At 36.1% G+C, this 23,997-nt stretch carries 17 protein-coding genes; 13 read left to right on the top strand and 4 right to left on the bottom strand.

The window, feature by feature from the left end; translation table 11 throughout:
- Positions 1 to 195: 195 nt before the first annotated feature.
- The 3 genes from OZP10_RS14580 (at position 196) to OZP10_RS14590 (ending at position 2,603) form a co-directional block, all read left to right on the top strand.
- Entirely contained in the window at positions 196 to 486 is a 291-nt protein-coding gene (locus OZP10_RS14580; RefSeq protein ID WP_281631519.1) for a hypothetical protein, read from the top strand.
- Positions 487 to 703: 217 nt separating this feature from the next.
- Complete coding sequence (locus tag OZP10_RS14585; protein ID WP_281631520.1) at positions 704 to 2,239, top strand: MauE/DoxX family redox-associated membrane protein; 1,536 nt, start codon at positions 704 to 706, stop codon at positions 2,237 to 2,239.
- A 58-nt stretch (positions 2,240 to 2,297) separates the two neighbouring features.
- Entirely contained in the window at positions 2,298 to 2,603 is a 306-nt protein-coding gene (locus OZP10_RS14590) for a hypothetical protein (RefSeq protein ID WP_281631521.1), read from the top strand.
- A 66-nt stretch (positions 2,604 to 2,669) separates the two neighbouring features.
- Here the strand turns inward: OZP10_RS14590 and OZP10_RS14595 are convergent, their stop codons facing one another.
- The 3 genes from OZP10_RS14595 to OZP10_RS14605 are packed head-to-tail and all read right to left on the bottom strand — an operon-like array spanning position 2,670 to position 9,763.
- Entirely contained in the window at positions 2,670 to 5,336 is a 2,667-nt protein-coding gene (locus OZP10_RS14595) for a S9 family peptidase (RefSeq protein WP_281631522.1), read from the bottom strand.
- Between the two features lie 10 nt (positions 5,337 to 5,346).
- On the bottom strand, positions 5,347 to 6,729 hold the full coding sequence (locus tag OZP10_RS14600) for a RagB/SusD family nutrient uptake outer membrane protein (protein WP_281631523.1): 1,383 nt from the start codon (positions 6,727 to 6,729) through the stop codon (positions 5,347 to 5,349).
- 10 nt (positions 6,730 to 6,739) lie between these two features.
- Entirely contained in the window at positions 6,740 to 9,763 is a 3,024-nt protein-coding gene (locus tag OZP10_RS14605; RefSeq protein WP_281631524.1) for a SusC/RagA family TonB-linked outer membrane protein, read from the bottom strand.
- Positions 9,764 to 10,281: 518 nt separating this feature from the next.
- On the opposite strand from OZP10_RS14605, the gene OZP10_RS14610 reads away from it, so the two are divergent.
- The 6 genes from OZP10_RS14610 to OZP10_RS14635 all read left to right on the top strand — a co-directional run bounded on the left by OZP10_RS14610 (position 10,282) and on the right by OZP10_RS14635 (position 17,886).
- On the top strand, positions 10,282 to 10,533 hold the full coding sequence (locus OZP10_RS14610) for a helix-turn-helix domain-containing protein (RefSeq protein WP_281631525.1): 252 nt from the start codon (positions 10,282 to 10,284) through the stop codon (positions 10,531 to 10,533).
- A gap of 302 nt (positions 10,534 to 10,835) precedes the next feature.
- Complete coding sequence (locus OZP10_RS14615; RefSeq protein ID WP_281631526.1) at positions 10,836 to 11,648, top strand: hypothetical protein; 813 nt, start codon at positions 10,836 to 10,838, stop codon at positions 11,646 to 11,648.
- Between the two features lie 188 nt (positions 11,649 to 11,836).
- Complete coding sequence (locus OZP10_RS14620; protein ID WP_281631527.1) at positions 11,837 to 13,177, top strand: hypothetical protein; 1,341 nt, start codon at positions 11,837 to 11,839, stop codon at positions 13,175 to 13,177.
- 65 nt (positions 13,178 to 13,242) lie between these two features.
- Positions 13,243 to 14,979, top strand: a complete 1,737-nt coding sequence (locus OZP10_RS14625) for a DUF262 domain-containing protein (protein WP_281631528.1) — start codon at positions 13,243 to 13,245, stop codon at positions 14,977 to 14,979.
- Positions 14,980 to 15,064: 85 nt separating this feature from the next.
- Entirely contained in the window at positions 15,065 to 16,048 is a 984-nt protein-coding gene (locus OZP10_RS14630; RefSeq protein ID WP_281631529.1) for a hypothetical protein, read from the top strand.
- Between the two features lie 110 nt (positions 16,049 to 16,158).
- The gene (locus tag OZP10_RS14635; RefSeq protein ID WP_281631530.1) at positions 16,159 to 17,886 is read left to right on the top strand and encodes a hypothetical protein; all 1,728 of its coding nucleotides are present in this window, start codon (positions 16,159 to 16,161) and stop codon (positions 17,884 to 17,886) included.
- 299 nt (positions 17,887 to 18,185) lie between these two features.
- On the opposite strand, the gene OZP10_RS14640 is transcribed toward OZP10_RS14635, so the two are convergent.
- Positions 18,186 to 19,748, bottom strand: a complete 1,563-nt coding sequence (locus OZP10_RS14640; protein ID WP_281631531.1) for an AraC family transcriptional regulator — start codon at positions 19,746 to 19,748, stop codon at positions 18,186 to 18,188.
- Between the two features lie 446 nt (positions 19,749 to 20,194).
- Here OZP10_RS14640 and OZP10_RS14645 point away from each other — a divergent pair, with 446 nt between their 5' ends.
- From OZP10_RS14645 to OZP10_RS14660, 4 genes are all read left to right on the top strand, one after another.
- A complete protein-coding gene (locus OZP10_RS14645; RefSeq protein ID WP_281631532.1) occupies positions 20,195 to 20,800 on the top strand; it encodes a hypothetical protein in 606 nt (201 codons plus the stop codon).
- A 342-nt stretch (positions 20,801 to 21,142) separates the two neighbouring features.
- On the top strand, positions 21,143 to 22,021 hold the full coding sequence (locus OZP10_RS14650; RefSeq protein WP_281631533.1) for a helix-turn-helix domain-containing protein: 879 nt from the start codon (positions 21,143 to 21,145) through the stop codon (positions 22,019 to 22,021).
- Positions 22,022 to 22,066: 45 nt separating this feature from the next.
- Positions 22,067 to 23,278: a hypothetical protein gene (locus OZP10_RS14655; protein ID WP_281631534.1), complete on the top strand. Its 1,212-nt coding sequence runs from the start codon at positions 22,067 to 22,069 to the stop codon at positions 23,276 to 23,278.
- Between the two features lie 158 nt (positions 23,279 to 23,436).
- Positions 23,437 to 23,955, top strand: a complete 519-nt coding sequence (locus OZP10_RS14660) for a hypothetical protein (RefSeq protein ID WP_281631535.1) — start codon at positions 23,437 to 23,439, stop codon at positions 23,953 to 23,955.
- Positions 23,956 to 23,997: the final 42 nt, after the last annotated feature.

Raw genomic sequence — 23,997 nt, forward strand, 5'->3', positions numbered from 1 at the left:
ATAGGGCAAAAAAAGGACTTTTGAAGATCTATGCGCCTTTGCAGATTTCCCATTTTTCGCAACCCGTTTTTTTCCTCATACGAATTTACGCAAGGGCATCGGATCCAGAGCATCATGCGTAAATTTTACTTATGATGATCTGCCGGCGCATCCTTAACTTTATCCTTTGATTTATTAATTTAAAACATTGAAATTATGATTACAAAAAATGATGTTGCCAAGGTTTTTGACACTGTTTTGAGCAGTCCTGGCATGAGCGAGCCGGTGAGGATTGATTTGAAAATTTCAAGAAAAAACGTGCTGCTGTTAAGCTGCATGATTGAACATGGGCTGCTGCTGGAAAAAGACTCTGGAAGCCTGCTGGGGAATATTTCCGAAGAAGGGCTTTCTGATCTGAAAAACATAGCGCAGGACTTTCTGGAGAAGGCAGGCCTGGTCGAGCTGAACCAGAAACTTTCCGCAATCGGGGAGTCAATCAAAGCCTAAAATCAGAGTCTAGTATCAAACAAAAACTCCTTTTTATATGCCTGCAGATCTGCAGGCATATTTTCATTATGGCCACTGGCATAAAATTGCCTGATTTTCAAAACTTTTAGCTTGATTTTCATAGTATCTGTCAGAAATATCCCAACTACTTTTGTATAAGATTTTTATGCCTATCCAAATAAAATCCAGGTTATTTTTTAATTGAAAAATTAAGATCATGAATTCGAAAGCCAATGCAAAAAGTGTTATTGTACAGATAATTTGTCTTCTATATGTTTTGCTGTTTGTGTATGCTGCAGCGAGCAAATTATTTGACTTTGAAAATTTTCAGGTACAGGTAGGACAGTCACCGCTCTTAAGTGCATTTGCCGGATGGATATCCTGGACAGTGCCGCTTTCTGAGCTAATAATTGCTTTGATGCTGCTGATTCCAAAATTCAGAAATCCAGCACTGCTTGCTTCGTTAAGCCTTATGTCCATGTTTACGGTTTATATTTATATAGTACTTCATTACAGTTCCTTTGTACCGTGTTCATGTGGCGGGATATTGGAGAAAATGAGCTGGAATGCGCATCTGATATTTAACATTGCATTTGTATTATTGGCGATTTTAGCCATACTGCTTCAAAGGGCATATTTTGAGGACAGGCTATGGCCCCGCAAGTGCTCCATCCAGATCAAGATTTTGGGCTGCCTGCTACTTAGCGCAGCAACTATCATAGTACTATTTTTATGGTCAGACGGTATAATGCGTTATGAGAATCCATTTATCAGACGCTATCCAAATCATGCCGCGACTCCTCTTGATCAGAAGGACCTTAAATTCAATTCCTACTATTTTGCCGGCTTTGCCAAGGGGCGCTTATACCTTGGAAATGTTACAGCACCGCTTGAGCTTTTATCATTTGATGCAGAACTCAACAATCCGCGAAATGAAAAGATCATTTTTGATCCTAAAGATATTCCATTCACCAGAGTCAAGATAAATGTTGATGGTCCGTATTTTTTCCTTAAGGATGGCAGCGTACCAATAATATTCAGAGGAAGCACTTCGGATTGGAAAATCCGCACTGAATTCAGAGGGCTGCCATACTTTGACCTGGCCGAACCATTTGACGGCAATACGGTCGTTTTCCGATCCAATAATGCAAAGAATCAGGACAATATCATTGGTTTGTACCAAAAGGAAAACGTACAAAAGATTACATACAGGAATTCTTTTTTGCAAAAACAGATTGATGGTATTTTCGATACCGACGGAAAGCTGCTATATGACGTACAAACGGATAAAATTGTGTATGTCTATTTTTATAGGAACGAATTTATCGTTGCCGATAAAAAAGGGAATATTAACTACAGAGGGCACACCATTGACACCATAAGCAAAGCGAAAATAAAAGTTTCAAACCTGGAAAACGGAACAGTCAGAAAAATGTCAGCACCGCCTTTGATTGTAAATTCAAACGCTGCAGTCTTCCGAAATCTGCTTTTTATACATTCAAAAATAAAGGGCAGATATGAAAGCGGCAAATTATGGGACCAGGGTTTCATTATAGACGTTTATGACATAAACAGGAATGCCTATCTTATGAGTTTTCCGATTTACGGCATAGGCAAGGAGAAGCTAAAATCCTTTGTGGTGACTTCTTCTTATCTATACGCCATCATTGGCAGGGACATAGTGATATATGACCTGAAATCAACGCTTAAAAGAGAAATGAAACTTGCTGCTCCGGCTGTGGATCAGCAATGAAGATATACCGGCCAGTATCAGGAAAAAAGATCGAAAACCTGTAGAAAAAAGTAGGTCAATGTTTAATTTAATATTTATTATTATGAAAACGGAATTTTTAAAAAATGTTATTCCTTTTGCAGTTGTAACATTGGGCATTTCAGGAGCTTTTGTAACCACATCAATGCAGAAAGCCCCTAAGGACTTAATTCCTGAAGATGGTTATGCGCTGAATCCTCAGGGTGGGTGCAGCGACAGCAAGACAAGCTGTGATACCCAGGAAACTGACTACGTTTGCCGTATTGGCGGTTTGAGCGGGCCGCAGGCATTTGGAAAGGATGAGGATGATAGATGTGTTGTAAAACTTTGGAAACCTGATAACTAAATAACCAATTTTAAAATGCCGTTTGGATTCCAAACGGCATTATTGATTTATGAAGATCGGCGTGTGCTAAATTGTACCTTTGGCAATCCACTCCGCATTTTTTTCATCTTTGAGATAGTAGCTGTACCACTGCAGAATGCGGGTGCAGAGATCCTTCTGGTTTATAGGATCCAAAAGCGTATGCCCTTCTTTCGGATACTGCAAAAAAATACATTTTTTGCCCAATCTTCGCAGTGCCAAATAGTACTCCATGCTCTGAAAAGGGTCTACCTGAGTGTCTTCTTTTCCGCACCACATCAGTAGAGGAACCTGAAGATTCTCAATAGATTCCAAGGGAGAATTTCGGTCAAAATCAGGCCTTTCAGAGAATGGTGTTTTTGTCCCCAAGCGCCAGCCTCCGCTGCCAAATCTCCACATTTCAGGTTTTCTTGTGTTTGCTCCAAGGGTAAGGAATCTTCTGGTTAGATCCACAATAGCGCCACTGCCTATGGCTGTAGCAAACATGTCGGTATGATTGATGATGAAAACAGTTTCATATCCGCCGAAAGAATGGCCCATTATTCCAATTTTTTTAGGATCGATAATATCCATATCGATTATTTTATTTGTTCCCGAAAGCACGCAATCCAATGTTGATGGACCAACACTTCCTTTTTCATGAATGATATCCGGGCTGAAAACGAAATATCCTTCGCAGGCAAAGAGAGTTGGATTATATCCCGATTCAACAGAAAAAGTAGGATTGCTGTACCGATGAAGGTCGAAGGACTGTATTTCATAGATGTGCACAATCATCGGGTATTTCTTTGCAGGATCATAATTGGCAGGATAATATAAAATGCCCTTTAAATCCTGCTTTTTGGAATTCTGAAAACGAACAAGTTCACTTTTTCCCCAATTGTATTTGCTGGCATGCGGATTACTCTTGAAGATGGTTTTCAATTGTGCTGATTTTTCTTTAAATATGAGCTGAGGAGGCAGATCAAATCTCTGCTCAATACAGAAAATATTCTGTTTTTTGTTTCCAAAGCTTATATCGTCAATAAGGGAATCACCATATATGATCGGCTTTACCCCTTTATCTTTTCTCCAGCTGAAACAGCCTGTTTTTCCGTCATCTCCGACTGCGCGCAAAAACAGCTCATCGTTTAGATCGAACCTTCCATTCAAAGGGTAATCGTAAACGCTGTTTTTAGAACTGGAACTATTATAGGATCTGAGCTGAAGGCGGAACCTGATTTTTGATTCCCGTCCTTTGGTGAGCCTTCTCGATGCGCTTCCATCAACCCTAACTGCCCAGAGGTCAAACTGGTCATATAGCAGTATTTCATTCTCATCGGTCGTCCACCCGGGATTTCCATAAGCATAATCCGCGGCGAGCAGATTGACTTTTCCATAAAAAGACACTCCAATCTTTGAGGTGATGTTTGTATGAGTTTTGCGTACCAGATCATAAATCCACCAATTCATGTCCCTGAAATATGAAATGTACCGGCCAGTTGGCGAACTATACATCCCCTGCAGGTTGGACTGCTGTTTTATCAGGAATGCGGATTTTTCGTTAGTCTGAAGATTCAGGATATAATAATCTCTTGGCCCGGCAGATTCCTCAAATTGGGGCTCGTACTGTTTAGGGTTGGACAAGACTGCATATTGATGATCGCGGGTAAGCATTACATGAGGCAGTTCCGGACTTGTAATCTGCGTGAAATTTCCCAGATCTGTCTGCCAAAAGCATCTTTTTTTGCCTGTCTCAAATTTGCCATATGACTGTTCCTGGGTGTAGACCCATTTGTCGTTTGCATTCCAAATTTCAACATTGGACCCTTCATTGTCTGGCTCGGTTTTTTTATTCCCTCTTATGGTAAAAAAAACTTTCTCCAGATTGTCGGAAATGATGATTGGATTCAGCGCTTCATCCGAAATCGAAAAATCTGCAGGGAAGGAGGATTGCTTGCCGGGGTCAAATTCAATCAATTTGCCATCAGCCAGGGTATAAAGAAATATGGAGCTGATTTTTCCATTTTTTGATTTGCCATAAAAGGCTACTGCCTTGGCATCCTTTTGCCATGAGAAACTTTCATATTTTAAATCGCTCGAATTTGAAAGCCATTTTGATGTGCTTATTTTCGCAGCATCGGCCAAGAATACAGAATTTTTGCCATTGGAGTGGACGGCGTAGATGATTTTGCTGCCGTCTGGACTGAGTGAAAAATGTCCTATGTCGTGAACTTCAAGAAGGGTCCTGCCCAGCGGTATTTTGATTTCCAATCTGTATGCATTGTTTTCTTCCCTGATGCTTATCAGCAATAGATTGGCCTGGTCTGAATAAATGTAGTTGTCCGCTCCGAAAATGCTTTCTTTTTTTCCAGTTTGAGGATCAATGATTTCCAGTTCTTTATCCCTGCGGACGATGAAAAAATTATCTTTTGTGAAAAGCGAATTTGCTCCTGAAGAAAATGAGAATGTCTTAAGATTTCTTGCATTTCGAAGAAACAAGGTGTCTTTTCCGTTAGGGTACTCCATTTTATAACTCACCCATTTTTCATCAGGTGATACCTTATCAATAAGAAGCTGGCCCCACAGTGAATAATCTGACGGGCGGAGGTTCTTTTTTTGCACTACCTGTCCCGATACGGGACAGGCTACTAATGGCAAAATAAATAATAAAACTAGAGACAATGCCCTAAAAAAAACAATCTTAAAAAGGTATATTTTATTTTTATCGAACATGATGCATGATTTAATATCCTGGATTCTGAGGTTTTAGATTTGGATTTGTGCTTAACTCATTTTGCGGAATCGGAAATAAACGATCTGTGGCAGTCCATCCAGGCTTTATTCCCGTCAGGGACTGATCCAGAGCGTTGAACCTCTTGAGGTCAAAGAATCGCATTCCCTGCTCGGTAAAAAACTCCCATTTTCTTTCTAGCAGGACAGCATTTAGAATCTCTTGTTTTGATTCGGCGACAGTTTTTGCCAGACCGGCTCGATTTCTGACTTTATTCAGATCTTCCTTGGCTCCAATAAGGTCGCCCTGCTGTGCCCTGGCTTCCGAGCGGTTCAGATATTGTTCAGAGAGTCGAAAAACGATTGAATACTCCTTTGAAGCCGGGGTCACGATCTGTTCCTTGTATTTGAATGCATGATACCATGTCTGGGTTCCTTTTGTGATTGATTTGATCCATTGTGTTTTTCTGAGATCCCCTGCGGAGAATGAACTTACCAGCCCTGCACTTAATGAAATTGAGCTTGGCGGTCCAGCAGTAAAGATAAATGTTGCGGCCTCCTTGGTATTCTGGCCTGCGGCCGACGACTGCAGCTGCCAGATAGTCTCTTTGGAGCCGATAAGAAAAACTTTACCTAGATCGCCCTGCAGGGAATAAAGGTCTGTCTGGTTCAGCACCGCCGAGGCTTCATTTGCAGCTTCTGCAAAATCACTGTTAAAAAGATACACGCGAGAGAGCAGTGCCCTGCAGGCAAGCTTATTTGGGCGAACGCGTTCGGTGCTGCTGTACGAGTCCGGCAACAGCAAAGCAGACTTGTTTAAATCTGCAATTATATTTTCAAAGACAACGTTTATCGCAGTTTTGCCAACGGTGCTGTTTTGATTATAATCTGTAGTTTTTATATAGGGTATATCCCCATACAGTCCAGTCAGATAAAAATGCAGCAATGCCCTTAAAAATAAAGCCTCTCCTATAAGCTCGTTCTTTGTTTCTGCAGATAGGTTTTTGCTGTTTTCAACGCCTTCAATAATTGAATTTGCCGAATATATCTGATTGTAGGTGGTATTCCAGTAACCAGAAACAATGGATGATGTGGGAAGCAATGCATTATTGTAAAATGGAATGCTGGTATTTGTGGGATTTCCATACGCGGTCAGTTCATCAGTGTAATTTCCCAATGTATTGGAAATCCCGCTGCTGCTTCCTGTAAGTATGCCCGTATCGCGCATTGAGGCGTAGATATTCATCAAGGCGGCGGTTGCCGTTTCATTATTTTCAAAGACGGCGGTATTTGTCAATTGAGATTTCGGAAGATCCACCTCGACAAATGAATCACATGCGTAAAGTGAAAGCGAGATGACCAGTGCTAAATATTTTTGTTTTTTCAGATGTATCATTTTCTTTGAATTAAAAGGTTAATTGCACTCCAGCGCTTACAACTTTCAGAGGAGGAAGAAAGCCATAGGTTGAAAACTCCGGATCGCCGTCTTTGAATTTTGTAAAAGTCAGCAGGTTCTGCCCCTGCAGCATTATTTTGCAGCTGGTTTGGCTAAGCCTTAATGGAACCTGATAGGTAAGCGAAATGTTTTTTAATCGTATGTATGAAGCATCAGCGATCATGGCATCACTTTCTGAATAATAGAAATCCGCGTTAACAGCTGCGCTGTTATATCCAGTTGTATTGATTTGATGAGGCGATTGGTCGCCAATCTGTTTCCAGGAGTCGATATTTCTAGCGCTTTGGTTAGACATTGTACCGGCGGGTCCCATTGGAAGAAGCCTGTTTTTCTGTTTGACCAGCTGAAATAGAAAGTCAAGACTCCAGTCCTTATATGACAGCTGATTCTGCATTCCGCCAAAATACTGAGGGTTCATATCAACCTTCAGCTGCCTGTCATCCGGAAAGGAAATTTTTCCATCATTATTTAGATCCTCAAATTCGTAAACGCCTGTATGAGCGTTGATGCCTTTGAGCCTGTAAACAAGGGCGATGTTCAGTGGTTCCCCTATCCTGTATTTCTGGCTGTAGGTCGAACCTTCAAGTCCCGGAAAGCTGACAAGCCTGTTTTGTGAGAAAGTGAGATTAAAATTGGTTGTCCATTTGAAATTTCCACTGCTGAAGTTTGCCGTTCGAAGGGTCAGTTCCAGACCTTTATTTTCTACTGTGGCGTCCAGGTTTGCCTGAATGGAGGTAAAGCCGGTCGTTCCTGCGAGCGGTATGCCGACAAGCTGATTTGACGACCTGTTGAGATACCAGGACGCTGAGGCAAAAATGCGGTCATCCAAAAATCCAAGTTCGGCTGCCAATTCCAGTTTTTTGTTTATCTCCCATTTAAAATCAGGATTAAATAATCTTGACGGGCGAAGTCCTGAAATGCCGTTGTAGATTGAACCAGAAGTGGTATATGTGTTGAAAAACTGGTAGTCGCCGATCTGATCATTTCCAGTGGTTCCATAACTTGCCCTGATCTTTCCAAAGCTGAGCCAGGCCGCTTTCTTCATGAAATTTTCATTTGTGAGAAGCCAGGCCAGTCCAACCGCGCCAAAATTACTGAACTGATTGCCTGGGCCGAATCGGCTCGATCCGTCCCTTCGCGCGGTAAGGTTTACGATATAGCGCTGCTGCCAATTGTAGTTCAGCCTGCCAAAAAATGCCTGATAACGGTATTGCGTCTCATCGTTGCCCAGCACCTTAACGGTTTTGGCCGCCGCCAGATTATAGATGAGGTCATTAGAACTGAATCCGCTTGCGGACTGGTACAGCGTATTGTTGTCCTGGTTCTGAAACGTAGCTCCAAACAGAACTGCCAGCTTACCATTACCCCGTTCTTTTTCCCAGCTGGCCTGCGGTTCAATTATCCACGAGGATCGGCCTGTATTGTTCAGGAACATAGATGAGGTCATACTGCTAACATTATAAATCGGGTCATATACAGTGGAAGGGGCGGTACGTGTTTCGGTGGTGCTCAAGTCGGTGTATCCAAAACTGCTTTTTATGACAAGATCAGGGGCCAGCCTATAAGAAAGCATGCTATTGGCTACAAGGTCTTTCGTATTGGATTCATATTTTGCATTCAGGCTGGCAAGGGGATTGGTCCATGTCTGGTTTTCCCAATTCAGGGTACCGTCCGAATTGTAGAGTCTAGGGGCGTTGGGTGCCAAGGTCTGCGCACTGTAGGTAAGTTCGAAAGCGGGCTGGGTATTGTCCTGAGCATTGTAAATTGCTGAAAAGACAAGCTGAAACCTGCTGTCTTCTGATCGATGGTTGATATTGATCTGCGCCCCTCCTTTCTTATATCCGAAATCTCCAGGGTAGACAGCTGATTCCTTATGGTAATTCCCGTTCAACAGAAATTGGGTCTGATCAGAGCCTCCTGATACCGTTGCCTGGATATCGCTCATTTGGGAAGTGCCTCCCAATAATTCCTTCTGCCAGTCGGTATAGCGATTCTGGTCCCAGGTTCCGTTAATGTCATAATCAGCGGCTCCATAGCTGGCCAGCCCATCATTGGTAAAGGCTTGTCTTCTCATGGCAAGATATTGTTCCGTATTCATAAGCTTCATGAATTTTGTAACTTTTCCTGCGCTGGTGGAGCTTGTGACTGTAAATTTTGTCCTGCCGGCCCTGCCTTTTTTAGTAGTGATCAGAACCACGCCATTTGCCCCCCGCGAACCATAGATGGAAGTCGCATCAGCATCCTTCAGGACTTCTATATTCTCAATGTTATCCGGATTGATGCTGTTCAAAGGGCTGGTTGCTGCCGGATATATCGTCGCGGTCTGCGTATAGCCGATCGGATCCGAAGCATAGGGAACGCCATCAATTATATATAAGGGAGCATTGGCTGTATTTCGGATGCTGTTCTGCCCGCGTATTTTGATATCAAATCCGCCTCCCGGCACGCCTGTTGTCTGGGTGATGCTGACTCCTGCCATTCTTCCCTGCATTGCGGCAAGCACATTTGTCACAGGCTGGGTTTCAATATCCTTGGATGTAATACGGGAAATATTTCCTGTTCGTTCACTTTCCTTGACAGAATAATATCCTGCATTTACCTTAACTTCCTGCAGAGTTGTGGTTTCGGAAATCAAAGTGATATCGATTTTGGATCTCCCTTGGACTGGAACCATGGAAGTCTTGAAGCCTATAAAAGATACAATAAGCGTGTCCTGCGCACCGGCAGAAAGGGAATATTGTCCGCTGTAGTCTGAGATGGCACTTCCAGTCGTTCTGCCCTTTACTGCGATTGTGACACCGGGCAGTGGAGCGGAACCGTCTGTGACTGTTCCCTGGATTTTGTTCTGCTGGTAAAATGCGATGGTATGCCGGTTAGAGTTTTTGGCATAAGCAGATGAAAAAGCTGATATAATGCCCATAAAAATTAGGCAATAAAGAACCTTTCCATCCTTTAAAAATGAAAAATTATTCATAATATTGGGATTGGTTAGTTAAATATGATTTGATTAGCTAAGGTCCTCTGCTCTAGTTTGGTCGCTGCGGTAGAGGGCCATTTTTTATGCATTAAGTAAACGGCATAATGAAATAAGTTAAGTTTTTAGGACACGGGCAGTACGGATTTAAGTTCTACTTTTGATTTAAGACGAAACTTTAAATAAAAAAAGAATTTAAAACGCTATGAATTCAGGAAAAGTTTATGACATAAAAAAGGGCATGGAACTCAGCTTATTGTTTCAAAGGTACTTGGCATACCCACCCACAGATAAGTGAGCCCACGCCCGTAAGCGTGAGCAATTTACTTATCATCCTGTGGGTTTAAACTGCCAAGTTTTTTGAAACAGGATTCAAAGCGAAATGCTTCAAATATTTTATATGAAGAATCGCAAAATTACACTTCTATTTAAAAGAATTAAAACAAATATATAAAAAAAAAGAATATAGTACCCTGTAGGGTATCAAAAATTTTGTTTTTTCCTATGAATTTTAACATATGAATGAAATTGACTTCAAGAAGGAAAGAATAAAATTTGGGAAACATGTTTTGAAACTAAGACGAAAAATTAAAAGCGTCGAGTATCAAAACCGATCCATTTCGCAGCAAGAGCTTGCGGATAATAATGACTATATAACAAAAAAGACTCTTGGACAAATCGAGCGAGGTGAAGTTAATTTTCAATTTGAAACATTAGTAGCTTTAGCTAGTGCACTGCAAGTTTCATTAAAAGATCTTTTAGATTACTAAATTTAAATCACCAACATTTATAACTCAAACCATTATCATAGAGGGATGCCTTATTAGCATCTTTTTTTATGTTCAATAGGAAGAGTAAAACAGGTATTTATACGGTAATCTTTGATTCTTTAAATAATTACTTTGCACATTATTAATATTGAGTTTATGGAAAACCGTAAAATAGAACAACAGTGGTTTTGTATGTTTGGTAGGTTAAATAGAAGAAAGGGAAACCCAATTTGACATTCGTTTAAGCCATAATGTTAATCCATAAATAATTAACTAAAATTACCAACCAATAAAGTAAAAAAATGCTGATTGAAAAAGATTTTGATATAAGGGAAATCTTAATCAAAACAACATATCAAATTGTTGTTTGTGACGAGAATAGTTTTAAAAGTGTTCCTGTAGCTTATGGTTCAGGTTTTTTTTTAAACTATAAAGAGAATCTATTTTTTATAACTGCTGATCATAATATACACTATGAAGATCATCAAAATAAAAAAAGATTAGGGACTGATAATTTTCTAGGTATTTTCAACAATATTAGTAATAAGCAAGAATTAAATACAATCATTACTCCGATTGGAGGATTCTATTTTATGGAAAGTATTGATTTATCGAAAGAAGATTTAGACTATGAATTAATTGATGTTGCTATTAGTTTGGTAGATAGAACTAAATTTGAAGCACCATTTTTAACTGACGAAGATTTAAAAGATGATAATCAGAATATTATAGTTTCTCCAAACGAGCAGAAATTTGAATTTTTGGAAGAGCATATAATCGAACCATCCGAAGATGACACTTATTACGTCTATGGAAAAATAAGGCCCGAAATCAAAGGACTATTTTTTTTGCATAGAAAAGCCATATTTATGTCTAATCTAAAATATATTCAAGATATAGGAAACTATCTACTTTTGAATACTGAAGATCAAATTAACGATTATGAAGATTGGGCAGGATTAAGCGGTTCGCCTGTAATCAATCAAAATGGCAAATGTATTGGGGTTTTGTGTTCTGTCATTGAAAATTCAAAATCCCTTTTTGTAAAACCTTTTAGTAAAATTCTTCCTTTATTAGACACAATTTCAATTCAAGAAAAATTATTAAAAAAATAAAATATTGTACTATCAAAAATAGCCTAAAACTACATATGATTACATCTAATTGATATTTTGATTTCAATGCTAAATATTAAAATGAAAATGTATTTTGTTTTTTATGTTTAAAATAGAAAACCTTGTTTTAAAGAACTTATAATACATTAAAGTAATTATCTTAAATTCTTAATATGATTTAATTTTTCATGGAGCAACACAATTTTGCATCTTATAAATCAGGTACATTCTCTACTGATATTACAAACTTTACTATTACTGAAAATCTTTTTGCTAAAAAAGATATGCCCGCATTCGTTCACGAATATTGTCACTATATCCAAGACATTACTAATATATCATCAATCTTTGGTTTTTCCCTATGGATGAGAGATCTGGTTAATATGACACAAATCTTTTCTAATGGTGAAGGAAAAACAATCTCCATACCATTAGATAGAGACCAGTATGGTGAAACTATAAATAAATTTCGAAAATATTACAATCTCTATTGTGGAGACTCAAATGATGTATTTGAACTAGATTATTCACAAATAAGCTTTAAAGAAAGACATCAAAAAACAAAGGAAATTGAATTAGATGGAAAGATTCAGCATTTAATTACAAATACTCTAGAACTAGAGAATCACGGCAACAAATTATATTTTGGATTAATTGTTCTGCAAGAAATACATGCCTATTATGCACAACAACTTGCTGAAGGAAATTTACCTGGGGTTGATCTATCAATCTATTCAAAAGATTTGCCATCATACCCTTATAAATTTGGAGATTTTTTATTCCGAGAATTTAATATAAGCATTGACCTACGAAGTAAATTTCTTTTAATTGATTTATGTCTTGATACAATTCAATCAACCTCGATTTTTTTGGATGTTTTAGAACAATTAAAAGGGAAATCCGTTACAGCTTACGGAGAAAATAGAATGAATTTTGTTGAAATTGTAGATGAAGCTGTGGCAAAGTGTTCGTACAGTACTTCAGTAGCTTTGACACAAATCATTCCTGATTTAAAGATGTGGTCGCAGGGACAAGGAAGAGAACATTTGTCAGAAGCCTTAAAGTGGTATATAGAAAAGATCGAATTAGTTTATGAAATAAAAAAAAATAACGCACCATCTTTTTTTTCATTGCCTTTCACAACGGATTGGAAAGATTTTGCATTGCTTTTCGAAAGTTTCCCATCCCCAGTATATATCAAAGATGGTATATTAATGCGCACATACTCTAATAATTCAGATGACGTGGATAAAGAATTTAATAAGGAGTTTGATGCTGCTTCGACAATTTGGTCACACAGAATATTGTATGATTTTCTATGTTCGGAAAATCTTAAACAAATAGATCAACGAGGAAAGTGTCCTATGTATGAAAATTGTCATTTCAGACCTCAAATTGGAGACGATTACACTTGCAAAAGGTCTCCATGGGAAATCATCAAAAACGAAAAGGAAATAGTCTGTTACTACGGAATGGCTGCCCACTCATACGGTCTTTGGCAAAATAACCTTGATATTAAAACCGACTAATTCACTCAAAACAGATCATTTTCTGATTATAGATAGTGATTTCAAACAGATAAATAAAATTTAAAATGGCAGGATTCCAAGCACCAATCACAATACATCAAGCAATTGATAGAATAAACAGAAACGAATTTTTACTTCCAGCTTTTCAACGCGAATTTGTATGGAAGCCAGCTCAAATTGAACAGCTTTTTGATTCTTTAATGCAAGGATATCCAATAAGTTCAATGCTTTTTTGGAAAGTAAAGGAAAGTACAAAAGCAGATTTCAGATTTTACCAGTTCTTAAAAAAATATATAGAATATCATGAAATTCATAACGATACAATCGCCACTAATGGCGTTAATGATTTTCATGCTATACTGGACGGTCAACAACGTTTGACTGCTTTGTACATTGGATTGTGTGGCAGTTACGCATACAAAGAATACAGAAGGGCTTATGCTTATAGTGAATGGAGTTATCCAACAAGACATTTGTATTTAAATATTTCCTCCGAATATACCGAAGAGGAAAGCGATAGAAAATATAAATTCCTTTTCCTAGATAAAGCATTGACACAAGAAAAAGACATATATATTGACCACTTTCAAGAAAAGTGGTTTAAAGTAGGAACTGTATTGAAACTGTATAAAAATGATGGTCTTGATGATTTTGCAGATGACCATGTGCTCTCAAAAGAGTCAAAAAAAATAGTTAAACAGTTGGAGAGGGTAATTCACACCGGTTTAAATATAAACTATTATGAAGAGGATGAGCAGAATCCAGATAAAGCTGTAAATATTTTTGTTAGAATAAATTCAGGCGGAACATCATTAAGCTTTTCAGATATTTTAATGTCTATCGCAATTGCAAGTTGGAAACAAAAAGATGCAAGAACCGAAATCAATGATTTAGTCGATGCCATTAGAGCAAAAGGATTCAATATAGATAAAGATTATATTTTAAAATCTTTTCTGTATTTGTACCACAAAGATGTTCGCTTCAAGATTACCAGTTTTAACAACGATTTTATAGGTAATATTGAATCGAATTGGGAAAACATTCGTAATTCTATTTTGAGTTTGTATGACTTATTAAAAACATTTGGATTAACAGATTATACACTTACAACAAATAATGCCACACTCCCAATTCTTTATTACATATATCACAAAAATATTTTTACCGATTTTTCAACCAAAATAGCCTACAAGGAAGATCGAGAAATAATTAAAAAATGGCTGCTCACAATTTTAGTGCGAAGGACTTTCGGAGGTCAAACCGATACTGTCTTGTCACAATCAAGAAGAGCCTTTACTATAGATGTGGAAAAAACAAAACTTGAAATTATCCATAATTTTCCGTCAGTGGAAATAAATAAGGATATTAAAAAACTTACTGAGATTGGAGAAGACTACATTGAGGAATTATTATTAACACAAAAAGATTCCCAATATAGTTTTCCAATATTAGCACTATTGTATCCTGATATGGATTATAAAAATAATAATTTTCATCAAGATCACTTGCACCCAGCTGCCACCTATAACAATATTTCTGATTCTGAAAAAGAAATTTATGGATGGAAAGTTTACAATTCGATAATCAACCTACAGATGCTCGATGCAAATGAAAATATGTCAAAAAAAATTATGAATTTAAAAGATTGGGTCGAAAAAGAAACTTTAAATTCTGATTTGAAAAGATTCATGGATAGTCATCTAATACCGCAGAACATAAATTTAGAATTGTCAAATTTTAGTGAATATGTTACAAACAGAAAGATTTTATTAATAAATAAGCTGAAAGAAATTTTAAACTAAATTTTTTCACTTATAAAAGCTATAAACAGTAAAATGGCATTGTTTTAATAAATATTTTTAATCAAATAGTAAATCTTAATTTTTTATGGAACCCCTTATATATTATCCGTCATTTGAACCTCCTACTGAATCGTGGCTAAAATTTTCGTTATTATACTTTGAAAATTTTCGACCTATTATTCCAAAGAACAGAGCAGGAAATATTAGTAAAAGCTATAAGGATATTATAGATAAGACCGATTTGATCGATCCTTATAATCCTGAATATAATGTTGGATATCGCGCTTCTTTAAAAGCAATTGCAGAAGTTAATAAAATATTTGGCGATACGCATCAAAGAAGTGTATTGTTTGATAGTGCAAATCTAATTAGAAAGTGGCAAAATCCTGAAAATTGGAATTTTAATGTTTATGAGGAAAAATTTTCAAGTGGTTGGGCAGAGTATTGCATATATAACAAAATTGGTAGACGGACTGATACGGGAATTTTGCTTCCGGAAGAATTGGCTTTTCTCTTTATGACATATCTCGCTAAAGAAATTGCATTTGAGGAATCGGCAGCGATTATAACAGATAATAATAAATACGATAATTTCACCAACTATAGTCGCTCTACTACACCAAGAATAAATCATACGACGAAATTTGCGAAGGGCATTTTTAATCTTCTCATACCTCAAAATTTAGCGCAAATACCTGTTGATAAACTAATCAAATTTAGAAATGACAATCGAGAGTATCTAAAAGAGTTTAATCGTGAACTTCAAAACATTCAAGAAAAAATTAGTGTTGGATATAGTGAACAAGATTTTATAGATTCATATAACAATATATACTCTGAGTTCAGCAGACAAGTTCTCCTTACCGGAATTGGATTGGCTTCCATTCCATTCGCATCATATATGCTTATTCAAAATCCGTCAGCAACAACACCAGAATATATAAAGGAAATATTAGGGGCTTTAGGAATCATTATTGGCGGAGGATATACATTAAATAGTGGCTTAAGGGATAATAGAAGCGAGAGATATTGTAAAAAATATATGACTAATCTGGAAAGGATAAGATAGTCTAAACTTAATTTTAATTTTCAAGTCATTTATATTTTTAGAACAGTTTTTGTTACTAGTGCTTCTTCAAAATGCTTTCTTTGATCTGATAAACTAAATGATAAACAATAATGGCAAAATTTTCAATTACAAAGGAGTTAAAAACAATTGGTGAAATAAATACTATTGCGGAAAAAATACTAAAAAAAATTCCAGAGGATCTTTTATTTACTAAATCAAAGGAAGAATTGTGCGCATTTATTCTAAATGAATTTGATTTCCCTGGGAAACCGCTTAAAAAGAGTGATATCACGAAAATTGAAAAAGGTTGTACATCAATTTTATTATTGATGGGAGTTGATGATGATTTTGAAAAAAAACTATTATTTGGTAAAGAAGAAAATTATGATAGCCAAATAGATAGATTTCTTTATTATTTCTTGAATTTTATAGAATTGCCAGGAATTATAAAAGGACAACTGGAAGCAAAAGTAAAATTCGATTTAGATTCAATTAATGATTACATAAACGAATATGAAAAGATTGAATTTATTCAAAAAGGAGAAACGCCAAGAAATCATAATCAGAGAACACAAAATGATTTTTACAAACGCTGTTTGGAAGAAAGAGTTAAAATTGAGTCTCATCTAGAATTTGGATTAAAAAGTAGAGCGTTAAGTAAATCAAGAAGGGATAATCTGTTGGGAATGTCACAAATGATGTTTGAGGATTATGAGGATAGACCATATAAACTGCCTTTACCGAAGTCTAATGAATATTTTGATTTTGATAAAATTGATAAAGTGGGCCATAGATTAGGAGAAATACCCATTCGAATTGGTCGAGGATTAAAGGAACTGTATATAAACGATAAGAAAGAATTTTACAAAGAACTAGAAAAAGAAATATCGGACGAGAAAGTTTTAAAGGCAATAATCAATGGCATTGAATATTTGCCATTCATTCCAGAACAAAGGAAACGAACATTCTTAGAACTTGTTGACCTATATGATTCTAAAAAATGGTACGGTTTCTATTCGTTAGCTCTTACCCAGATTGAAGGTCTATTTACCGAAATGTGCAGAATGTGTGATCCCAGTTTCAATAGCCCTTATGCCGCTCTTCCTGATAAAGTGAATGTAGTAAGATCGTATCATCCTTATTCTGAAAGCAGTTTCGATTATTTTCAATATTATCTACCTAATTTAAGAAACCGATTTTTGCATTACGGACTTGATTCAACTGAAGAGATTGAAATTTTATGCAAAGAACTTTTATGGGACCTGACAGAAACAGTTTCGATTTATGTAGAATTAAATATTGAAGCCTTATGGATGTTACGTCTTATTAGGAGGAGAAACGAAATAGATTTTTTGAGTGTCTCAGGTTTATGCTATTATTTTGATCTGATTGGAAGTCTGAGGCAAAAAAAACAGATCATTTATTTTGAATCCGAAATTAAAGAACTTAACGAAAGATTTTTACCAGATTTAATTTTTAATGTTGTTTCTAACTTAGAGGAAAGAATTAATTCACTGATTGAACTTATTTATGAAACCATAAAAGTTCAATCTAATTTGAAGGGTTTTAAAATTGATTTGAATACAATTTCATTTCAAGAAATTGCAGATAATGAAGAAAAAATAAAAATAGGGGCAAAGGATATATTCAAATGGCAATTTGAGTCAGAAGTTCTTGAATTATTGCATATATTAAAATTTCTGCAATCATATAAACAAATTCTAGATTTGGAATTTATAGCAATTGAGGCAAAAATGCAAATTGACAATATAGATAAAGAATACAGTGCCATATTGAAAAAAATAAAATTAATTAATTTAAAAGTAAATTTAAATTAGAAATATAATTTTGATTGATAAAAATCAAATTTGTATCTCATTGGGATTTAATTTAAGAAGAAGCTTATTTTTTTGATAGATCAAAAAAAAAATTAAAGGCTTATCAATTTCTAATGGCAATTTTCTTGTAGCGACTAAAGTTGTAACTCTTATTCAGTTAATTCTTAAGATTCTGTTTTAAATGTTTCGATGTTAGAATTGATTTTTGCATTATGATCTTTCATTATGCAAATTCTTTAAATTCATTGAGCAAAAACAAAATATGCTAACATCGTCTTTGAGTTTAATAGAAACTTATTCTAGGCATTTCCTTTTTTTAACTGCCTAATAAAATAACTCACCGAAATGCCTGTCCGGGATTGAAATGCATTAGTGAACCGAGGAGTTGTGCTGAAACCTGCTTCTTCGCCCAGTGAGCTGATTGTGTAATTCAGATAAGTGGAATTATTCTTGAGAAGATCTATAATATAGTCGATCTTCAGGTCATTGATATAATCGACAAAACCTTTGCCTTTATGATGATAAATAACCTTAGACAGATATTTACTATTTGAGTTGAAAGCTACAGTCAGTGTGGCAAGGGTCAAATTTTTGTCCAGATATTTTTTTTCCTTTTCGAATTTTTCCAGCTGCTTCAAAATAGTTTCTACTGTCTGCGGGGAAATATCCAACAAATCTGATTTTTGTACTGCCGTCCTAGGGTTAGACTTGCCATCAATTTTATGCAGCAACTCATCAAATTTTAGCCTGTTTCGTTTTTTATCCGTGAAATGCTTGTAAGTAAAATATATGATCACCAGAAACAATACCAGAATAATTCCAATAAACATGATGTCATATTGCTTTTCCTTGTCCAGCTGCTTAAGGATTTTTGCCCTGTCAGCAATAATTTCTTTAGTATCATAATCCTTGTGGACTTTTCCAATCAGGTATTTACTGGTTTTGGTCAATAATGAATCTGCCTTTAGAAGCTGATCTATATAATAAAGCTGCAGATTCAAGTCATGCTTTTTCTTATAATATTTAATCAGCAATTCAAAAACTTCCTTTAAATCCGGTCTTATATACCCTTTTTCAATAAACGTCTGATTTACCTTCTGAAAGTAAGGAATGGCGGAGGATTGTAAATTAAGTTTCCAGTAGCTCTTTCCAATATAAAAGTTGGCTATGGATTCATTTGCAAATTCTGTTTCTTTATTCAAGTGCGGAACTACTTCCTGCAATGATTTGATAGCTGTATTATAATTGCTTTTGAAATAATTGTTGATCCCTTCCGAATGCTCAAAAAAGATTTTCATTTCAGGAATTTTTAGCCTGTCACTCTCCTTTATTCCCAATAAATTAATTTGGGAACATTTATCATAATCGCCCATCCTGTTGTAGCATAACCCCAAAGAGTGCAGAGAATTCAAATAAGGCCTCGGTTCTTCCTTTGCAAAATAGCCGATACATTCATTCAAAAGCGAGACAGCTTCATCATAAAATTCAAGATAATACTTAATCTGCGCGATATTGTATTTAACCTTGTGAACTAAATACTTATCATCCGATTTGGAAATAAATCCATTTGCTTTTATGTAGTAATTGTAGGCATCATTATATTTCTTTTGACTGTAATAAACTATTCCTTTGGATAAATATGCTGAGCCTATCAATGCGTCATTATGCGATTTTTCAGCAAATATTATCATGCTGTCAGCATAGAGCAGCCGCAGTTCGGAAGGTGACTGATGCAGGATGTTTTGATAGCCATTGACAATTTCGTTCCAATTGTTTTCCTTTTTTGCCTTAAACAAGTATGTATATAAATAAGGCGCGGCTTTAGCACTATCGCTTTTATTATCAAAGATTTTTTCGTCCAAATATTCAAAGCTTTTGGATGTAAGAGAATCCGGAATTTGGCGAAAATTATTCTGCGCTGATAGGATGTTTGATAAAAATAAAAACAGGACTAAAAATTGTTTATTATTCATAAAGGCAAAGAATATTTCGAACTCGTACTTATTAAAAGCATAATTCTGATTAGATAATCAAATGAAAATTCCAAGGAATAAAAAAAGCATTCAAAAGTAAGTAAACATTTCTAATAAAACCTTTAATTGTAGGAAAAATACTTTGTCGATTTCATGGAAATCAACACTTTATTTCATGGATTTCAGCAAACAAGTCTTTTTTTTATTGTGCTGGCAATTATAGATTTGCTTCGAATTCAATAGCAAAATATTCAGCATCGTGCTGAATTCAGGTTCTGCTAACCCGGGTGAAATGAGCTGAGAAGAAATTCTCTTTCACTTAACCATTTTAATTTATGAAAAATTTATTTTTTGCCAGTTTAACAATTTTGTTTTGTTCTTGTTCAACAGATGATTTTAATATTAGTGATGCAAATGCCAGCCACAATGATGTGATTCTTAGCCTATCTGAAAAGCAAACGAATTTTCACCTCGAGTCAACAGACGATGCCACCAGAAAAATTATGGTCGGAAATCGGATACTAATTGCCAGCAATCAGATTGCGCAGCAGATTTTGCCGATAATAGTAGAAGGAAAGCGTAGAGCCGTAACAGAGAAGATCGCTTTCCAATCCTTATCCAATGATACAATTTCAATGGAAACATCCGCTGTAGCCGCATTATTTGCAATTATTGAAGAAAGCATACTCAATCTTGCTCTGCAGGCAGATGTCAAAAACTACATTATTAATCTCAGTGCCTTACAAGGCGAAGAGTATGCGATCGTCGACGATTATATCATGCAATATGAATTAAGCGTGAGAAACGACGAGATCGTAAACAGTCTTCAGAAAAGCACAATATTGGCCATTTCGTCAATTTCTGAGGCCGTGCTTTTCAGCGAGAAAAAACGCAAAGACCGAGACTGGGAGACATCAACTGCCAGCAAGCATAGCAAGTAATTTGAGGCTTACCTAAATCGATATGGCGGTGCTTTAATATTAAACCACCGCCATGGTTTTAACATCTTATAAAACCTTTAAAGTCATGAAAAGACGGGCATTATTTTATATAATACTATTTATTTTTAATCTGATCACTCTTTACTATATAATAAACCTGTTCAGTTATGATGAATTGGTCAAATATGATTCAGAGGATGGCAGATTGACAGAATGTCCAAGGAAACTTGCTTACCAGCTTCTTCTATGTGCATTTGCTAATCTGTATTTTCAATTTTTTATATGGATGAAGTATTTTTTTAACCGAAATTTTAGAATCTCATCCGCTTCAAATGACAGCCTATGATTGCAGAAATCTTAAATACAGAAGTAAAGCGTACTGCAAATGAAGGATTAATTGTAGACTATATTAAGAGCTACAAAGTATCGAATGAAATTTCAGTTCCTTTTCGGATCTCTAATTTTTCTGTGCTTTTAATAAAAAAAGGAAACCTCAGAATACAGTTTTCATCAACAAATAATGTAATACGAAGAAAGGATTTATTAGTAATACCGGTCAACACAATCTGCACTTATGTCCTGGCAACTCATAATATCCAACTTTATGTGATCAGGACCTCATTTGATTTTGTGCTGGATAACTGCTATAATAGGGAACTTGCCGACGCCTTCAGCATTCTAATGCTAAAAACAGAGTGTAATATCAGGCTTGACGAAAAAGATTTTACGGTGTTATCGATGATCTACAAGCTGATGCATGTTTTGCAAAGGGAAACTGAAAGCTCTGAGTTATATAAAGATTTCAGGAGGATTGGCTTTGCTTTATTTATTTATGAACTTAAGCATATCCATTTCAAATACCTGCCAAATGCAAATTTGGATTTGGGACGGAAGGAAAGCCTCATAATTCAGTTTTTAACAGTGCTTGCAATTCACTTTAAAAAACAACATCACGTCCAGTTTTATGCAGGATCGCTTTACGTAACTCCCGGCCATCTAAATAAAATGGTAAAAACGATAACTGGCAGATCCGCTAAAAATTTTATAATTGAGGCCCTAATTAATGAATCTAAAAATCTACTCAAGGATACACAAGATTCAATTGCACAGATTGCTGACGAATTAGAATTCAGCAGCGCTGCTAATTTTAGTGTTTTTTTTAAAAGACATACGGGACTTCTTCCTTCCGAATTTCGCTCCAGCACAAATCACTCAATTTAAAATCTCTTATTGAAGCGCCAAAAGCTGTTTAATTAAAACAATGTTATGATGAGTAAGATGAGTAAGATGTATCCTTTGGAATGGCTCGATTCATTGATCATTAACACATTTAATGCACAGCCGGATTCTATCAGTTCAATTTCCGAACATGATACTGAAATCTTATGCGAAAATGTCATAGCCGAGGCGCATAAAATCAAGACTCAGATTAAGTTGGATGTGTTCGAAATGAGAAGCAAGCGAGAGATTCGCCTGGTGGTAAGAAAATATCATTCTTCTTTTGTCTTCCTGCTGGACTGTACAATGGAAAGCCGGAAAAATGAGAATTTTAGCCATTCCAATTTTGTCAGAATTTTCGATTTATTGGTTTCTACTTTAGATGATCTGCTGTCCTTTGTGGAAATTAGATTTGCCAATTATATGAGCCTCGACCAAAGAATACCTGTTACATATCTGAATATGTGGAAAATGGAGTTTGAGACCGCCCTGGAATCCATGCTTAAAAAAAAAAGATTTGAAGACAAGCAAAACAATGAATTCGAAAGGATCCTCGGAATGCTTCTGCTGCATATGCAGGGATCGAATATGGCAAAGTGCACTTACAGGCATGTACTATATCAGAGGGAGCTGTTAAAAGAACTTGAGGGTTTTACTTTTGACGCAACTGAAGTAGGCAGTTTCTCCGCACTTGATCTAATGCTTATCAGACTTAATTTTAACTGTAAAGAATATACAGATTATCTGATCGGGAAAATTACCAGCTACGTGCAAAGTTATGAGAGTCTGTCTGAGAAATTTGAGAAGGTTCTGTTTTGCTACACAAAACTGGCTCAAATTAATTCCAACATAAAAATCACTTTTATTCCCGCGCGGGAAAATCTAATTACGTTTCTAGAAATTTGGTTTGCAAATGAACTAAGGTATCTTGAAAAAAAAATAGATCTATTAATTCGGGAGCAAAATAATTTCACAGACATATCAAATATATGGCGTGCAGATGAAAGTTCAAAACTTGAGTGCGTATTATCCGCCGATCAAATCGGCCTAATCCTGCGGGCCACTGATGAGTCAAGAATAGTAAAGGCAAAGTCAATGAGCTATTTCTTTAAAAGCATTGTGCCATATCTTTCTACGCCTGCCAAAAAAGACCTATCCTATCAATCGGTAAGAAGCAAATCTTATAATGCGGAAGAGCGTGACAAGGAAATAGCAATCCATAGTCTTGAGAAAATAATCCGAAAAATAAAAACATACTAGATAATCCGTCTGGTCATTTTTCTTCTTTTTTTCAAAAATCCTAGTAAAATAGGCCATTAACAAGGGGTACAAAAAGGTACAGAAAAGTTGTACTTGTAGAAAATTATATGTCTTCGTTCCTTTGACCTGTAAAATAAATCGTATCAGGTCTGAATGGTATGATTTGCATAGATGAGATGAATGTTGGACGATTAATGATGATGGCTATGGTTACAAATATTTCTTGGAACAGCTATTTTGCTGCCATAATTGTGCTTTTATGTATATGGTACCTTATTCTAATACTGAAATTCTACAGCACGCATTTGAAGAAAATAATCTCTGGTGAAAAAGCAATCACTATTCCTCTTTTAAATAAAGCCAATAAAAGCTTGCTTTTTGATAAAAGCCCTCAAAAATCAAATGCATCTGCTATCTCGGAATCCTATGATACTTTAGAAGATGCTCAAGAACTCACCTTACGGATAGTTCGTGGAATAGCAGAAATTCTTGAGAGGAATCTATCGAGAGAGGAATGCAAGAACTATCTGAAAATGATTCTTGAAGAATATCCCTATGTAAAGATTTCTTCCCTGCGCGATAATATTACCAAAATAATAGTCTCTGAATGCGAAAAGCACCTGCCGTTCATTTTAAGCTATGCCGAGGCCGATGATCTGTGGGAAGAGACAATCTGATATATGAAGCGGAAGAATAATCCCCGTTCTCCTTGGTGCGGT

Source organism: Flavobacterium luteolum (assembly GCF_027111275.1).
GTDB lineage: Bacteria > Bacteroidota > Bacteroidia > Flavobacteriales > Flavobacteriaceae > Flavobacterium > Flavobacterium luteolum.

What these genes read in the sequence shown, in the direction of transcription:
- OZP10_RS14600 (WP_281631523.1), bottom strand. Translation starts at nt 6,729, where the DNA reads ATGATACATCTGAAAAAACAAAAATATTTAGCACTGGTCATCTCGCTT.
- OZP10_RS14660 (WP_281631535.1), top strand. Translation starts at nt 23,437, where the DNA reads ATGATTTGCATAGATGAGATGAATGTTGGACGATTAATGATGATGGCT.
- OZP10_RS14620 (WP_281631527.1), top strand. Translation starts at nt 11,837, where the DNA reads ATGGAGCAACACAATTTTGCATCTTATAAATCAGGTACATTCTCTACT.
- OZP10_RS14605 (WP_281631524.1), bottom strand. Translation starts at nt 9,763, where the DNA reads ATGAATAATTTTTCATTTTTAAAGGATGGAAAGGTTCTTTATTGCCTA.
- OZP10_RS14625 (WP_281631528.1), top strand. Translation starts at nt 13,243, where the DNA reads ATGGCAGGATTCCAAGCACCAATCACAATACATCAAGCAATTGATAGA.
- OZP10_RS14630 (WP_281631529.1), top strand. Translation starts at nt 15,065, where the DNA reads ATGGAACCCCTTATATATTATCCGTCATTTGAACCTCCTACTGAATCG.
- OZP10_RS14585 (WP_281631520.1), top strand. Translation starts at nt 704, where the DNA reads ATGAATTCGAAAGCCAATGCAAAAAGTGTTATTGTACAGATAATTTGT.
- OZP10_RS14590 (WP_281631521.1), top strand. Translation starts at nt 2,298, where the DNA reads ATGTTTAATTTAATATTTATTATTATGAAAACGGAATTTTTAAAAAAT.
- OZP10_RS14610 (WP_281631525.1), top strand. Translation starts at nt 10,282, where the DNA reads ATGAATGAAATTGACTTCAAGAAGGAAAGAATAAAATTTGGGAAACAT.
- OZP10_RS14580 (WP_281631519.1), top strand. Translation starts at nt 196, where the DNA reads ATGATTACAAAAAATGATGTTGCCAAGGTTTTTGACACTGTTTTGAGC.
- OZP10_RS14635 (WP_281631530.1), top strand. Translation starts at nt 16,159, where the DNA reads ATGGCAAAATTTTCAATTACAAAGGAGTTAAAAACAATTGGTGAAATA.
- OZP10_RS14655 (WP_281631534.1), top strand. Translation starts at nt 22,067, where the DNA reads ATGATGAGTAAGATGAGTAAGATGTATCCTTTGGAATGGCTCGATTCA.
- OZP10_RS14645 (WP_281631532.1), top strand. Translation starts at nt 20,195, where the DNA reads ATGAAAAATTTATTTTTTGCCAGTTTAACAATTTTGTTTTGTTCTTGT.
- OZP10_RS14650 (WP_281631533.1), top strand. Translation starts at nt 21,143, where the DNA reads ATGATTGCAGAAATCTTAAATACAGAAGTAAAGCGTACTGCAAATGAA.
- OZP10_RS14595 (WP_281631522.1), bottom strand. Translation starts at nt 5,336, where the DNA reads ATGTTCGATAAAAATAAAATATACCTTTTTAAGATTGTTTTTTTTAGG.
- OZP10_RS14615 (WP_281631526.1), top strand. Translation starts at nt 10,836, where the DNA reads ATGCTGATTGAAAAAGATTTTGATATAAGGGAAATCTTAATCAAAACA.